The 14,468-nt window shown below is 70.3% G+C and carries 13 protein-coding genes; 4 read left to right on the top strand and 9 right to left on the bottom strand.

Features of this window, described 5'->3' with window-relative positions:
- Nucleotides 1-129: 129 nt before the first annotated feature.
- Nucleotides 130-2,046 carry an anthranilate synthase family protein gene (locus ACPXB1_RS27060; RefSeq protein ID WP_425735971.1) on the top strand — a complete coding sequence of 639 codons (1,917 nt, stop codon included), beginning with the start codon at nucleotides 130-132 and terminating at the stop codon, nucleotides 2,044-2,046.
- Nucleotides 2,047-2,138: 92 nt separating this feature from the next.
- On the opposite strand, the gene wrbA is transcribed toward ACPXB1_RS27060, so the two are convergent.
- From wrbA to ACPXB1_RS27040, 4 genes are all read right to left on the bottom strand, one after another.
- Entirely contained in the window at nucleotides 2,139-2,756 is a 618-nt protein-coding gene (gene wrbA / locus ACPXB1_RS27055) for an NAD(P)H:quinone oxidoreductase (protein WP_355594092.1), read from the bottom strand.
- 129 nt (nucleotides 2,757-2,885) lie between these two features.
- Nucleotides 2,886-3,254 carry a DUF3037 domain-containing protein gene (locus ACPXB1_RS27050; protein ID WP_355594091.1) on the bottom strand — a complete coding sequence of 123 codons (369 nt, stop codon included), beginning with the start codon at nucleotides 3,252-3,254 and terminating at the stop codon, nucleotides 2,886-2,888.
- On the bottom strand, nucleotides 3,251-4,009 hold the full coding sequence (locus ACPXB1_RS27045) for a HipA family kinase (RefSeq protein ID WP_355594089.1): 759 nt from the start codon (nucleotides 4,007-4,009) through the stop codon (nucleotides 3,251-3,253). The genes ACPXB1_RS27050 and ACPXB1_RS27045 overlap by 4 nt, the downstream gene beginning before the upstream one ends.
- Nucleotides 4,010-4,112: 103 nt before the next feature.
- Nucleotides 4,113-4,505 (bottom strand): DUF4190 domain-containing protein, encoded by a 393-nt coding sequence (locus ACPXB1_RS27040; RefSeq protein WP_355594087.1) that lies wholly within the window; start codon nucleotides 4,503-4,505, stop codon nucleotides 4,113-4,115.
- A gap of 140 nt (nucleotides 4,506-4,645) precedes the next feature.
- Between ACPXB1_RS27040 and ACPXB1_RS27035 the strand changes: the two genes are divergently transcribed.
- Complete coding sequence (locus ACPXB1_RS27035) at nucleotides 4,646-5,749, top strand: winged helix DNA-binding domain-containing protein (protein WP_425735970.1); 1,104 nt, start codon at nucleotides 4,646-4,648, stop codon at nucleotides 5,747-5,749.
- Between the two features lie 61 nt (nucleotides 5,750-5,810).
- On the opposite strand, the gene malQ is transcribed toward ACPXB1_RS27035, so the two are convergent.
- The 5 genes from malQ to ACPXB1_RS27010 all read right to left on the bottom strand — a co-directional run bounded on the left by malQ (nucleotide 5,811) and on the right by ACPXB1_RS27010 (nucleotide 12,265).
- Nucleotides 5,811-7,769: a 4-alpha-glucanotransferase gene (gene malQ / locus ACPXB1_RS27030; protein WP_355594083.1), complete on the bottom strand. Its 1,959-nt coding sequence runs from the start codon at nucleotides 7,767-7,769 to the stop codon at nucleotides 5,811-5,813.
- 113 nt (nucleotides 7,770-7,882) lie between these two features.
- The gene (locus ACPXB1_RS27025) at nucleotides 7,883-9,091 is read right to left on the bottom strand and encodes an ABC transporter ATP-binding protein (protein WP_355594081.1); all 1,209 of its coding nucleotides are present in this window, start codon (nucleotides 9,089-9,091) and stop codon (nucleotides 7,883-7,885) included.
- A gap of 10 nt (nucleotides 9,092-9,101) precedes the next feature.
- On the bottom strand, nucleotides 9,102-9,938 hold the full coding sequence (locus ACPXB1_RS27020; RefSeq protein ID WP_355594079.1) for a carbohydrate ABC transporter permease: 837 nt from the start codon (nucleotides 9,936-9,938) through the stop codon (nucleotides 9,102-9,104).
- A gap of 1 nt (nucleotide 9,939) precedes the next feature.
- Nucleotides 9,940-10,920, bottom strand: coding sequence for a sugar ABC transporter permease (locus tag ACPXB1_RS27015; protein WP_334549271.1), 981 nt, complete (start codon nucleotides 10,918-10,920; stop codon nucleotides 9,940-9,942).
- Between the two features lie 55 nt (nucleotides 10,921-10,975).
- Nucleotides 10,976-12,265 (bottom strand): ABC transporter substrate-binding protein, encoded by a 1,290-nt coding sequence (locus tag ACPXB1_RS27010; protein WP_425735969.1) that lies wholly within the window; start codon nucleotides 12,263-12,265, stop codon nucleotides 10,976-10,978.
- Nucleotides 12,266-12,788: 523 nt separating this feature from the next.
- On the opposite strand from ACPXB1_RS27010, the gene ACPXB1_RS27005 reads away from it, so the two are divergent.
- Nucleotides 12,789-13,610, top strand: a complete 822-nt coding sequence (locus ACPXB1_RS27005; RefSeq protein ID WP_355631058.1) for an Ig domain-containing protein — start codon at nucleotides 12,789-12,791, stop codon at nucleotides 13,608-13,610.
- Between the two features lie 292 nt (nucleotides 13,611-13,902).
- Complete coding sequence (locus ACPXB1_RS27000) at nucleotides 13,903-14,388, top strand: hypothetical protein (protein WP_425735968.1); 486 nt, start codon at nucleotides 13,903-13,905, stop codon at nucleotides 14,386-14,388.
- Nucleotides 14,389-14,468 lie beyond the last annotated feature (80 nt).

The raw sequence follows: 14,468 nt of genomic DNA, 5'->3' as shown, positions 1-14,468 counted from the left end.
GTGGCCCGCCAACCTGGCGGCCACCCCCCGCGCGTAGCTTCATCTCACGCGGCCGCCATCGAGGCGGCCGCCGGATCTCCCGGCCCGGATGGCCGCCCCGCTGGCGGCGCCCGGCCTACGGAGACTCCGATGACCCACCTGACCGATCTGCTCGCCGCCGTCGCCGACGGTGACGACCCCGGCCCCTTCGCGCTGGTGCGCCGCGAGGGCGCCGACGAGCTTGAGCTGTTCACCGGCCCCGTCGACACCGTCGAACGGCTTGCGGACATTCCGCTGCCGCCCGGTACGCCCGGAGCGCGGACGCTCGCCGTGGTGCCGTACCGGCAGATCGCCGAGCGCGGCTTCGCCTGCGTCGACGACGACGCGCCGCTGGAGTGTCTCCAGGTCCGCGAGCACCGGCGGATCCCCCTGGCCGATGCTCTGGCCGCGCTGCCCGACCAACCGGTCCGCACCGAGGGCGCCGCGTTCGACGTCACCGACGAGGAGTACGCCGGGATCGTGCAGCGGGTGCTCGCCGAGGAGATCGGCCGGGGCGAGGGTGCCAACTTCGTCATCCACCGCGTCCTGAACGCCACCGTGCAGGGTGCGCCGCTGCTTGCCGCGCTCGCCGCGCTGCGCCGGCTGCTGGTCGCCGAGCGGGGCGCGTACTGGACGTTCGTGGTGCACACCGGCACCCGGATCCTGGTCGGCGCCAGCCCGGAGCGGCACGTGAGCGTCGACGACGGCCTCGTCATGATGAACCCGATCAGCGGCACCTTCCGGTCCTCCGGCGACGCACCGGACACCACGGCGCTGCTGCGGTTCCTCGCCGACCCCAAGGAGGTCGAGGAGCTGTACATGGTGCTCGACGAGGAGCTGAAGATGATGGCCACCGTCGCCGAGCACGGCGGCCAGGTGATCGGCCCGTACCTCAAGGAGATGTCGCACCTGGCGCACACCGAGTACCTGCTCGCCGGGCGGGGCACCCGCGACGTGCGGGAGGTGCTGCGCGAGACGATGTTCGCACCGACCGTCACGGGCAGCCCCATGGAGAACGCCTGCCGGGTGATCGCCCGGCACGAGGGGCGCGGCCGGGGCTACTACGCGGGGGTGTTGGCCCTGCTCGGTCACGACGACGCGGGCCGGCAGACGCTGGACGCCCCGATCCTGATCCGGACCGCCGAGATCTCACCCACCGGCCAGTTGCGGGTGCCGGTCGGCGCGACCCTGGTCCGGCACTCGACGGCGGCCGGCGAGGTGGCCGAGACGCACGCCAAGGCGGCTGGCGTGCTGGCCGCGCTGGGTCTCGGCCCTGCGGCGCCCGTCGGCGGAGGCGGGCCGGTCGCGCGGCTGGCCGACGATCCGGCGGTACGCGCCGCGCTCGCCGCGCGTAACGCCCCGCTGGCCCGGTTCTGGCTGGACCAGCGGGCACCGGACGCGCCGGGGCTGCCCGGTCTGGTGGGCCGGCGGGCGTTGATCGTGGACGCCGAGGACACCTTCACCGGCATGCTGGCCCACCAACTGGGCGCATTGGGGCTCGCGGTGACGCTGCGGCCGTGGCACGCCTGCGAGCCGGTCGACGGGTACGACCTGGTGGTTGCCGGGCCGGGACCGGGCGACCCGGGAAGCCCGGACGAGCCGAAGATGGTGGCGTTGCGGAAGCTGCTGACCGGGCTGTTGGCGTCCGGGCGGCCGACTCTCGCGGTCTGCCTCGGGCACCAGGTGCTGGCCGGGCTGCTGGGGCTGCCGATGCACCGCCGTCAGGCGCCCTATCAGGGGCTGCAGCGGGAGGTGCCGCTGTTCGGCCGGACCCGCCGGGTGGGGTTCTACTCGACGTTCACAGCGCTCGCCGACACCGACCGTCTGGAAACCGCGTACGGGACTGTGGAGCTGGCCCGGGACGTCAGCGACGGTGCCGTGCACGCGCTGCGCGGGCGCGGCTTCGCCGGCGTGCAGTTCCACCCCGAGTCGGTGCTCAGCCCGGACGGGCTCGCCGTGCTGTCCGAGCTTCTGGCCGACCTGTTGCCCGCCGCGCCGGCGGGCATAGCGGCCACCGTGCGGGGGTAGGGCTGGTGTGGCCGGTGGCACGGGCGGGCCGAGAGCCCCCGCTCGCGCCACCGGTCCCCAGTCGTATCGGCGGTCACGCTGCGGCTGCGGGGTCAGCCGGCCATGCCCTGCTTCAGCGCGGCACCGATCAGCACGGCCCGCCGGGCGGTGAGAGCGCAGGCGCCCAGCGCCACAGCGTCCGGGGCGATCTCACCGTTGTTGCTGACGTGGGAGGCACCGTACGGGTTGCCGGCGATGAACTGACTGGAGTCGGTGTAGCCGGGGGTGACCACGATCCCGCCCCAGTGGTAGAAGACGTTGAAGAGCGCGGTGAGCGTGGTCTCCTGCCCGCCGTGCAAGGTCGCCGTCGAGGTGAACCCGGAGTAGACCTTGTTGGCCAGCGCACCCTGGGCCCAGAGCGGGCCTGTGGTGTCGATGAACTGCTTCAGCTGGGCGGCGACCATGCCGTACCGGGTCGGCGCACCCATGATCACCACGTCGGCCCACGACAGGTCGTCGATCATCGCCTCGGGAACGTCCTGGGTCTCCAGGTGATGCGCCTGCCAACCGGAGTTGGAGCGGATCGCCTCGTCCGGCGCCAACTCCCGCACCTTACGGAGGCGTACGTCGGCGCCGGCTTCGCCAGCGGTCTCGCAGACGGCCTGCGCCATCTGGTACGTGATGCCTGTGGCGCTGTAGTAGATCACCGCCACCTTGATCTGGGCAGCCATAGGTGTCCCCTCTCGATTCAGCTCAAGCTCTCGCGACTACCCCCTCGTTTGCACGGCAAACGACAGCCGGGCTCCCGCCCTGCCTGTCGGGCTGTTCTGGCTCTCGTCAGAAGGCCTGTGGTCACGCCGTCAGCGGACCAGCGCCGCCATCAGCCGATCCACCTCGGCCGCCGGGTCGGCCGTGAGCCCGGTGTGCACCGGGCCGGCCTGGATCATCGTGCTGCGAGGTGCGGCCAGCCAGTGGAACCGTTCGCCGAGCCGCATCCGGGTCGCCGGCCCGTCACCGGCGCAGGTCCGGTCCCAGGAGTCGAGGACCGCGGCCACGGCAGGCAGGTCGATGTCGGGGGCCAGCGCACGGACCCGGTCGGCATCAAGGTGTGTGCGCGCGGCCAGGAAGTCGCGCTGCTGGCAGTACAGCAACACCCCGACGTTGATCTGCTCGCCGCGCTCGATGCGGGGCACCAGCCGGATGATGGCGTACTCGAAGGGGTGTCTCACGCGGCATCCCCCGCCGGTAGCCAGTCCGCCGAGCGGGCGACCCGCTGCGACAGGTGCGCCACGTACGCCTCCCGCGCCGCGTCGGCCGAGTCGAAGTCGGCGGCGGTCAGCCAGTCCGGGGGTACCAGCGCCAGCACCTCGGCGAGCAGCTCCGGGGTGATCCGGGGCGCCAACTCGGCGTCGGCCTCGGCCATCCGGTCGGCGTACGGTGCCAGCACGTGGTCCTCGGCCCGGTAGGGCCGGTGCACCGCGGCTTCGGCGCGCGGCCAGTTGTGGTGGAAGTACAGGGCCGCGCCGTGGTCGATCAGCCACAGGTCCCGGTGCCACACCAGCAGGTTCGGGTTGCGCCAGCTCCGGTCGACGTTCTGCACGTACGCGTCGAACCAGAGCACCCGGGACGCCAGCATCGGGTCCACGGGGTGCGCGACCGGGTCGAAGCCCAGCGCTCCCGGGAGGAAGTCCATCCCCAGGTTGGCGCCGCCGCTGTTGCGAAGCAGCTCCTGCACCTCCTGGTCGGGCTCGGCCCGCCCGATCACCGGGTCGATGTCCAGGACCACAAGTGACGGCACCCGCAGCTCCAACCGGCGGGCCAGCTCGCCGCAGATCACCTCGGCGACGAGCGCCTTCGGCCCCTGCCCGGCGCCCCGGAACTTCGCCACGTACGTGCCAAGGTCGTCGGCCTCCACCACGCCCGGAAGCGAGCCACCCTCGCGCAGCGGGGTGACGTAACGGATCGCGGTGACCTGGCGGAGCACCCGCCCACCCTACTGTGACCTCCAGCGCCGACCGGTCGGCCGGGTCGAGTCCGGGACGGTCCCGGCGGGGCCACGGCGTGCCGTGGCCCCGCCCGCACCGACCTCAGTCCAGCTTGTCCCGCAGATCGTTTACCTGTTGCTGGAGGCGGTCCACCGCGCCCTCGTTGTTGACGAAGGTGGTGATGCCCGCCGCGAGACCCAGGCCGATGAGCACCGCCAGGATGCTCAGCACCAGGCCGCCGATGGCGACGCCCCGACCTGTCACCCCGGGTCGTCGACTCATCTTGAGGCCCACGATGCCGAGGATGACCCCGATGATGCCCAGCACCAACCCGATCCAGGCCAGGATCGCGGTCAGCACGCTGAGCAGGCCGGCGACGCCGAAGACCAGGGCGAAGGTGGCGGCGGCGCTCGTCTTCGCGCGGTCGCCGCCCCGGTGGCTCCGGGACCCGGCCGTCACTCCGGCCCCCCGGGCCGGCTCGCTTGCGGCAGTCATGAGACTCCCTTCCGCACGCGCGGCGCGCGTACATCCGCCGAGCGGCTTTCCCACGACGACAGGCGTTAGACCTCGTGGGGGCGGAATCTGTCGGTGACCGGTCCTAGGCTGGCGGCCTTACTGCCGGAAGGGGCACCGCCATGGCTGTCGACCTCACCGCGGCCGACGCGCTTGCCCTGCGCATGACGAGTCTGCTGCTGCGTCCGGCGGTCCAGCCCGACACCGTCGCCCAGGTGGTCGAGTGGTTCGGCGCGATGCAGGCGCAGGACATGGCCAGCGGGCTGTGGTCGCTGGGCGCCCGGCTCCCGGGGCGGACGACGTCCGACGTGCAGGCGGCGCTGGAGCGGCGGGAGGCGTTACGCACCTGGCCGATGCGAGGCACCGTTCACCTCGTCCCACCGGCCGACGCCCGCTGGATGCTGGAGCTGACAGGCGTCCGCTCACTGGCCGGCGTGGAGGCCCGCCGGGCGCGGCTCGGGCTCACCGACGTCGACGCCGACCGGGCGCTGGACGTCCTCGGTGCCGCGCTGGCCGGCGGCGGCCGGCTCACCCGGGCGCAGTGCCTCGCCGCCCTGCGCGAGGCCGGGATCGGCACCGACGAGCAGCGCGGCTACCACCTGCTCTGGTATGCGAGCGTCCGTGGGGTGACCTGCGTGGCACCGAACGTCGGCACCGAGCAGACCTTCGCCCTGCTCGACGAGTGGGCACCGGAGCCCCGCCGGCTCGACCGCGACGAGGCGCTGGCCCTGCTCGCCCACCGCTACGTCCGCTCGCACGGCCCGGTCACCGACCGCGAGTTCGCCGGCTGGACGGGCCTCACCCTCACCGACGCGCGCCGCGGCCTGACCGGGGCCGGCGACGCGCTGACCCGGGTACGCGTCGACGGCGAGCAGACGTACGTCGACGCGGCGGTGGCCGACGCGCCGCGTACCCCGCTCGACGAGGTGCTGGCGCTGCCCGGCTTCGACGAGTACCTGCTCGGCTACCGCGACCGGTCGCTCATGCTCGACGAGGCGCACCGGTCGGCCGTTGTGCCCGGCAACAACGGGGTCTTCCAGGCCACGGTCGTGCTCGGCGGCCGGGTGGTGGGCGTGTGGAAACGCCGGCTCGGCAAGTCCACGGTGACCATCACCGTCCACCCGCTGACGCGCCTTACCGCCAAGGTGCGGGCGCGGGTGGAGCAGGCCCTCAGCCGGTACGCGGCCTTCGTCGAGTTGCCACCCCGGTTCGACTGGACGGCCTGACCGGCCCGCGGCCCGGCAGGTAGGCAGCCGGGCAAGCCCGCCACGTCGGCAGCCGGCCGGGTCACCGCGCCGGGCGTGGGCGGGCCGCCGACATCAGCGCCGCGATCCGGGCCACCCGGGGGTCCGCGCGGATCTCCGCGAGGCTGGCCGGCAACGGCAGCCGCCAGTTCGGATACTCGTCCACCGTGCCCGGCATGTTGGGCTGCCGCACCTCGCCCAGCACGTCGTACAGCGAGACGCCGAGCAGCCGAGCCGCGCTTGCCGCGAGCGCCGCGTGCATCGCCACCACCACCGCCTCCTCGTCGTCCGACGGCGACTCGGTTTCCGGCAGCAGGCCCTCGGCGCGCAGCAGCGCCAGCAACCGCTGCCGTTCGTCCTCGGCGCGGGCCCGCTCCACAGCCACGTCGGTGCCGAGCAATTTCAACTCGTCGCGTACCCGGACGTGCTCACCGGTCAGGAAGCCCGGCGCGGTCGGAAGGTCGTGGGTGGAGATCGTGGCCAGCGCGTTGCGTGGCCAGCGCGACGGCGGAACGAAATCGCCGTCGTCGTCGCGGGCGAACCACAGCACGGTCGAGCCGAGCATGTTGCGCCCCCGCAGACCCCGGGTCACGGCGGGCTGGACGGTGCCGAGATCCTCGCCGACCACCACCGCGCCGGCCCGGTGCGCCTCAAGCGCGAGGATGCCGAGCATCGCGTCGGCGTCGTAGCGCACATAGGTGCCCTCGGCGGCACCGGCGCCCGGCGGGACCCACCACAGCCGCCACAGCCCGGCGACGTGGTCGACACGCAGGCCGTCGGCGTGCCGCAGGGTCCGCCGCAGCATGTCGCGGTACGCCGCGTAACCGGTTTCGGCGAGCCGGTCCGGCCGCCACGCGGCGAGCCCCCAGTCCTGGCCGAGCTGGTTGAAGTCGTCCGGTGGGGCGCCGACCCGCACGCCCTGCGCCAGTACGTCGGCGAGCTGCCAGCCGTCCGCGCCGCCCGGGTCGATGCCGACGGCCAGGTCGTGCACGACGCCGACAGGCATCCCCGCCGCGCGGGCCGCCGCCGTGACGGCGTCGAGTTGCTCGTCGCACAGGTGTTGCAGCCAGGCATGCAGGGCCACCCGGTCGGCGAGCTGTCTGCGCTGCTCGGCGACCGCCGGCGCGTCCGGGTGGTGCAGCTCCGCGGGCCAGGCCCGCCAGTCGTTGCCGTGCCGCTCGGCGAGCGCGCACCAGGTGGCGAAGGTGGTAAGCGCCGGGTCCGCGGCAAGGTCCACCGGCTGGGCGTACGGGTACAGCAGCTCAAGCGCGTGCCGCTTGGCGGCCCACACCTCGTCGTAGTCGATCAGATCGCCACGGTCGGGGCGCAGCGCGTCGACAACGGCACGGGTCGCCGGGTCAGCAGCCCGGTACGCGGCGGTGTCGCTGACCCGCAGGTAGAGCGGGTTGACGAAGCGCCGGCTGGCCGGTGAGTACGGTGAGGTGGCCACCGGATGCGCCGGGCCGACCGCGTGCAGCGGGTTGAGCAGCACCAGCCCCGCGCCGTTGTCACCTGCAAAGCCGGTGAACTCGGCGAGGTCGCCGAAGTCGCCCATGCCCCACGACCGCTGCGAGCTGAGCGCGTAGAGCTGGAGCATCCAGCCCCAGGTGCGCGGCGGCACGGGCAGCCGGCGGGGCACCACGACGAGCGTCACGTCCCGGCCGGCGCAGGCCAGCCGGTGCCAGCCCAGCGGCAGGTCGCCCGGCAGCTCACCGTCGACAGTGCGGCGACCACCGTCCTCCAGGCTCACCACACCCGGGGCGGGAAGCTCCCTGGAGGTGCCGTGGGCAAGCACCACGGTCGGCGGCAGCGCGGCACTGTCGACAGCGCGGGCGGCGGCGAGCGCGTCAGCCACCGCTGCCGGGCTGGTGGCGTCCACCCCGAGCAGGCCGAGGACGCCCACCACGGTCTCCGGGGCGACCTCGACGCGGCGGTGCCGCCAGTCCTCGTACCAGGTGGACACGCCGTGCGCGTTCGCCAGCGCGGCCAGTCGTCGATTCATTCGTCCCCCGCCTCACGACTCGACCTGCGACCACCTTGCCACGACCGGACGCTCCACGCAGGACAGAACGGGGGCCGGCGGGTTCGCCGCCGGCCCCAGCACGATGGACGCTGTCAGTCGGCGAGCGCCCCGGCCGCCCGGCCCTCGTGCAGCGTGAGGTTGCGACCGTTCGACGGATCGAACAGGTGGATCTTCTCCAGGTTGAACCAGACCCGACGCGACTCCCCCTCGGTGACCGGTGACTCCGCGGACAGCCGGGTCACCAGGTTGCCGCCGGCGCCGGCGAAGTCGGACGCGCCAGCGTCGGCGGCCAACTCCTCCAGCTCGGCGGCGCTTGCCTTCTCGCCCTCGACAGTGAAGTAGACGTACTTGTCCGAGCCCATCGACTCGACGATGTCCACCGGCGCCTCGAACTCGATGCCCCGGCGACGGGTGTCGTCGTCTACCAGTTCGGCGTCCTCGAAGTGCTCGGGACGGATGCCGAGGATCAACTCGCGGGGCGCGTCGGCAGCCTCCAACTCGCGGCGTACCCGGTCGCCGAGTGGCACGTCGCCAAGCGCGGTCCGCAGCCCTCCGTCCTGCACGGCGGCGTGCAGGAAGTTCATCGACGGCGAGCCGATGAAGCCGGCCACGAACAGGTTGCGCGGGTGGTCGTACAGCTCCTGCGGCGGACCGACCTGCTGGATCGCCCCACCTCTCATGATCACCACGCGGTCGCCGAGGGTCATCGCCTCGGTCTGGTCGTGGGTGACGTAGACGGTGGTGGTGCCGAGTTGCTTCTGCAGGCGGGACACCACGGTCCGCATCTGCACCCGCAGTTTGGCGTCGAGGTTGGACAGCGGCTCGTCCATCAGGAACGCCTTGGGCTTGCGCACGATCGCCCGGCCCATCGCCACCCGCTGCCGCTGGCCACCGGAGAGGTTGGCCGGCTTGCGGTCCAGCAGCGAGGTCAGCTCCAGCACCTTCGCCGCCTCGTCGACCTTGGAGTTGATGGTCTCCTTGTCGAGCTTGGCCAGCCGCAGCGGGAAGGCCATGTTCTCCCGCACCGTCATGTTCGGGTACAGCGCGTACGACTGGAACACCATTGCGATGTCCCGGTCGCGGGGAGCCTTGTCGTTCACCCGTTGGCCGCCGATGCGCAGCTCACCGGAGCTGATGTCCTCCAACCCGGCGATCATGTTGAGGGTGGTGGACTTGCCGCAGCCCGACGGGCCGACCAGGATCACGAACTCGCCGTCGGCGATCTCCAGGTCGACGTCCTGCACGGCGACGGTCCCGTCCGGGAAACTCTTGCTCACCTTGTCGAGCACGATGTCAGCCATGACTTTCCACCTATCCCTTGACTGCGCCGGAGGTCAGACCGGACACGATGCGGCGCTGGAAGAAGAGAACGAACAGGATGATCGGAACGGTGATCACCACGGCGGCGGCGCAGATCGCCCCGGTGGGGTCCTCGAACTGCGACTCGCCGGTGAAGAACGACAGGGCGACCGGCACCGTACGGGCTCGTTCGGTGGAGGTCAGCGTGATGGCGAACAGGAAGTCGTTCCAGCAGAAGATGAAGACCAGGATCGCCGTGGTGAACAGGCCGGGCGCGGCCAGCGGGGCGATCACGCGCCGGAACGCCTGCGCCTGGGTGGCGCCGTCCATCTTCGCCGCCTTCTCCAGGTCCCACGGGATCTGCTTGAAGAACGCCGACAGCGTGTAGATCGCCAGCGGCAGCGCGAAGGTGATGTACGGCAGGATCAGCCCGGGCCAGGTGTCGAAGAGGCCGAGCTGACGCTCGATCTCGAACAGCGGTGACACCAGTGACACCTGCGGGAACATCGCGATCAGCAGGGACACCCCGACCAACAGGCGCTTGCCCGGGAAGTCCAGCCGACTGATCGCGTACGCGGCCATCGCGCCGAGCACCACGGCGATGAGGGTGGCGATCAGGGCGATACCGATGGAGTTGATCAGCGCCCGGACGAACTGGTCGGTGTTGAAGATCGACTTGTAGTTGTCGAGCGTCCACTCGCGGGGGAAGAACTTCCCGTCGGTGAGAGTCGCAGGCGTCTTGAACGACAGCGAAGCGATCCACAGCACCGGGACCAGCGCGAAGACGATCACGAGGATGTCGAGCAGGCCCCAACGCACCTTCGCCCGGGTGGTGGTTTCGACGGCCATGTCAGCGCCTCTCCCCGTCGTCGCTGCCCGGGGCAGCGGTGCCGAACAGCTTCACGAAGACGAACGCGATGATCGCCACGGTGATGAAGATCAGCACCGACATCGTCGAGCCGATGCCGAGGTTCAGACCCCGGATCAGGTTGTTGTAGGCGAGCATCGACACCGACGACGTCTCGTTGCCGCCGGCCGTCAAAACGAAGATGTTGTCGAAGACCCGGAACGCGTCCAGGGTGCGGAACAGCAGCGCGACAAGGATCGCCGGCTTCATCACCGGCAGCATCACCTTGGTGAACCGCTGCCACGCGGTGGCGCCGTCGGTGGAGGCGGCCTTGAGCAGGTCCTCCGGCACCAGCGCCAGCCCGGCCATCAGCAGCAACGCCATGAACGGGGTCGTCTTCCAGATCTCCGCGAGCATGATGATCGCCAGCGAGCTGGCCCGCTCGGTGAGCGGCGCGCCGTCGCTGAACAGGTTGGCCAGGTAGCCCGTGCCGGGCGTCCACGCGTACCGCCAGGAGAACGCGGCGACGACAGTGACGATCCCGTACGGGATCAGCGCCGAGGTCCGCACAAGCCCGCGACCGATCAGCGTGCGGTGCATGATGATGGCAAGCCCCATGCCGAGCACCAACTCGACGGCCACGGTGACCACCGTGATCAGCATGGTCACCCCGAACGCCGTCCACCAGAACTCGTTCGTGAGCACGGTGATGTAGTTCTCCAGCCCGATGAACTCGCGCTGGTCGGGGAAGCGCAGGTCGTAACGCTGCAACGACAACCAGACCGAATAGATGATCGGGTACGCGGTCACCGCCACCATTACCAGCGCGGCGGGCGCGCAGAGCAGCCAGCCGAGCTTGCGTTCGGCCTTCTTGTTCTCGCTCAACGGCGGCTTGCGGCGACCACCCCGCTGGGCGGGCACTGTGGCTGGCTTGGTCTCTTCGGCGACGGTGTCGGTGCCGGCAGGTGTGGCGTTGACACTCACGGCGTCACCTTCCTTCGCGACTGCGGGGCTCGCAGAACCGGCTCACTCCTCGCGCTCACGGCAGCACCCCCTTCGATTCGAGGGCGTCGGCGATGGCGCCGCGCAGCTCGTCGGCGGTCTGCTGCGGGCGGATCGCCGACGGCGGCGACAGGATCGCCGACGTCACTGTGGAGATGCTCTGGTAGGCCGGGGTCAGCGGGCGGGTCGCCGGGTCCTTCAGCTGCTCCAGGATGGTGTCCTTCATCGGGTACGCCTCGGCCATCTCCGGGTCGTTGAAGACCGCCTCGATGGTCGGCGGCACGCCGTCGTTGATGGCGGAGAACTTCTGGTGCTCGGCGCTGCGCAGACACCGCGCCGCCTCGAAGGACAGCTCCGGGTGCTTGGAGTACGAGCTGACGGCCAGGTTCACCCCGCCGATCGTGACCTTGCTGGGCGTGCCCTCGTCGACGCCGGGCACGCGCGCCCAGCCGACCTGCTTGGCAAGCTCCGGGTTCGCCTCCTGAAGCGCCGGGTAGACGAACGGCCAGTTCACCTGGAACGCGCCCGAACCGCCCTGGAACTCCAGCCGCACCGGGTCCTCGGTGGCGTTGCTCAGCGACGGCGAGGTCACGCCGGACGTGGCGAAGCGCTGCAACTGCTCCAGCGCCCGGACCGCGCCCTCGTCCATCACCGCCTGCTTGCCGTCATCGGAAAGGATCTTGCCGCCGGCGCTCGCGGCGAGGGTGTTGTAGAGCACGACGAGACCCTCGTACTGCGCGCCCATCGTGAGCACCTGGTGGGGCTTGCCCTGGTCCTTGAGTTCCCGGGCCATCGTGATCATCTGGTCCCAGGTGGTCGGCGGCTGCGGCACGAGGTCCTTGCGGTACCAGAGCAGCTGCACGTTCGTGTTCTTCGGCGCGGCGTACAGCTTGCCCTCGTAACGGGCGGTGTCCAGCGGCCCTGCCAGGGTGCCCTGCTCGGCCTCGGCCTTGTCCTGGCCGGTCCACTCACGGATCCACTTGGCGCTTGCGAACTCCTGCGTCCAGGTGACGTCCAGCCCGAGCACGTCCATGCCGCTGTCCTCGGCGGCGAGCCTGCGCACCATCTGCACCCGCTGGTCGTCGGCCTGCCGTGGCAGCACCCGGTAGGCGATCTTGTAGCGCCCCTGGGCCTGCACGTTGCAGTCGTCGACGACCTTCTGGAGGTTCTGCTCCGGCGGGTAGTACAGGTTGATCGTCGGCGTACCGCCGTCACCGTCGCCGGTGCCGCACGCGGCGAGCGGCGCGACCAGTGCGAGCGCAGCAGCAGCCGCCCCCAGCCGGACAGCCGGCCGACGCCGGTGTCGAGCCGTTTCGGGGTCCGTCATCGCCCTCCCCCTCTCTTCGGCTAAAGACCGGGGAGGCATCCGCGCCCCGGTGCGCGGCGAGCCGCTTCCAAGCCGACAAGCTGCGGAAACACGCCGACCCGGATGCTCTGTGCGGCTACACTGCCCCACCCGCGAAGCCACGAAACCTGCCTGCGCGTGGGGCGACACGACTACCGCCGATACGTGCTCAGGGCATCCGTGCGGCTCAACGGCCCAGGTGAGCAACCCTGGCGGACACGCCCATCCCCAGTGAGCGGGTTTGGGGAATTGATAGGGACCGTTACCGACTACGTGCTGGAGGAAGCGCAGCAACCGCCAGGACAGTGGTCCTTCATGAGTTTAATTCACCATCCTCGGCCTTATAAAAATAATGTTGAAACGGCCCTGGGCTGGCGACAAAAGATTGGGAGTCACCGCTATTGGGCCGGCGAATCAACCGGATTGCGGCACCGGGGCCCGGGTCAACGGAACACCGGAGGCTCGGACATTGCCGACTCCGATGTTGCCATGCGATTATGCAGCGATGCATATCAAACTCTTGTGGCGCAACACATCCCGCCTACTGATGACCATGGCCTCGGTTGCCATCGTCATCGCGTCCCTGGGCTTCGCCGCACCGGCATCCGCCGCGGATCCCGACGGCCACAATTGTTGGTGGGTCTCGCCGGGCAACCCACCGGGATTGGTTGACCCCAAGACCATCCTCTACGGCGCGTCGATCCAGTGCGACGGTCCAGTGCGACGTATCGACCTCACCGTGGAGTTGCTTTACCACGGACTGGTCGCCGGCCCCGGCCAGACAGTGAACGGCCGTACTCTGGTTTGGCAGGACCCAACCCTAACCCCCGTTTTCGGCACTGGCGTCAACAATCCGGGCGAACGCTGCGAGTCGGGCTACTACTCGGGTCGCGCGACCGGCACAGTCCAATACCTTTCGGGGTATCCGGAGTTCATCACCAGATCGACAGAGTCTCAGCCGGTACTGCTGACCTGCCAGCCACCGGATATTCCCGTACCCCCGCCCAGCGGGGCGGTGACGGTTACCAACCCGGGGACCCAGAGCATGCTCAAGCTGGACACCGTGGCGCTGCAGATGCAGGCCACCGGCGGGAGCGGTTCGTACACCTGGTCGGCGACCGGCTTGCCTCCTGGGCTTGCCATCGCCCCCTCGACCGGCCTGATCAGCGGCACACTCAGCACCATTGGGAGCTACACCGTCACTGTCACCGCCGTCGGAGGCGGCGAGGGAAGTACCACCTTCACTTGGGGCGTCCGAAAAGAATCCTCCTGCCCCCGCTGTTCCCCTAGCTCGGGGCCCGAGCGAAACGGTTTCAGCGGTACGTAGGCTGCCCGGTCTGCGGGGATGAAACAGAATGCCGCGCAGCCGAGCGTGGCCGACCGGCACGCGTGCACGTCCGCCAGGACTCCGGTCCTGGCGGCGTTGCGGCCCTTGGGCGCGCAGCAGGAGGCAAGACCGGCCTTCCAGGGGCGTGTCCGGTGGCGGGTCGACACCCGATCGAGGCCATGACTGTCAGGCTCTCGTCGCCATGCCTAGTCCCACGATCGGCGCCGCTCGAATCGAACCCATACAGATACTCTGTGTGCCATCTTCGCGACGGACACGCCGAGAGGCATCGATGACCACCGACCAAATCCTTGTTCGTATCGGTGAGGCAGCGCAGCTGCACCATCACCAAGGTCAGCGAGACGCCGCTCGCCACCTGCTCAGCCAGATCTGGGACGAGATCGGCGGCGACCACGGCAACCCACTGCACGTGTGCGTGCTCGCGCACACGATGGCCGACGTGCAGGACGACGTGCATCAGGAACTGCTCTGGGACCAGCGGGCGCTCACAGCAGCCGACCGACTCACCGACGAACAGACAACGCAAGCGGGGGTAGCCCTACCAGTCGCCGGCTTGTATCCATCACTGCACCTCAACCTCGCCGACTGCTACCGCAAGCTCGGCGACCTCGCCCGCGCCCGCGCCCGCGAGCATCTGCGCCACGCCCAATCCGGAATCGACGCGCTCGGCGACGACGAGTACGGACGGCTGATCAGGAACGGCTTGCACACCCTCATGCAGCAGCTGACCGCCCCCGCTGTGCCGCAGGCGAAATGACCAGACCGTTCACCATTCTCGGCTTCGCTGACCTTCCCTAGACAACATTCCGCAAGTTATCCGATTCTTCCTGTGTGGGC

The sequence above is a fragment of the Micromonospora sp. DT68 genome, from assembly GCF_049847245.1.
GTDB classification, from domain to species: Bacteria; Actinomycetota; Actinomycetes; order Mycobacteriales; family Micromonosporaceae; genus Micromonospora; species Micromonospora profundi.
This window is presented reverse-complemented; position numbering and strand designations above follow the sequence as displayed.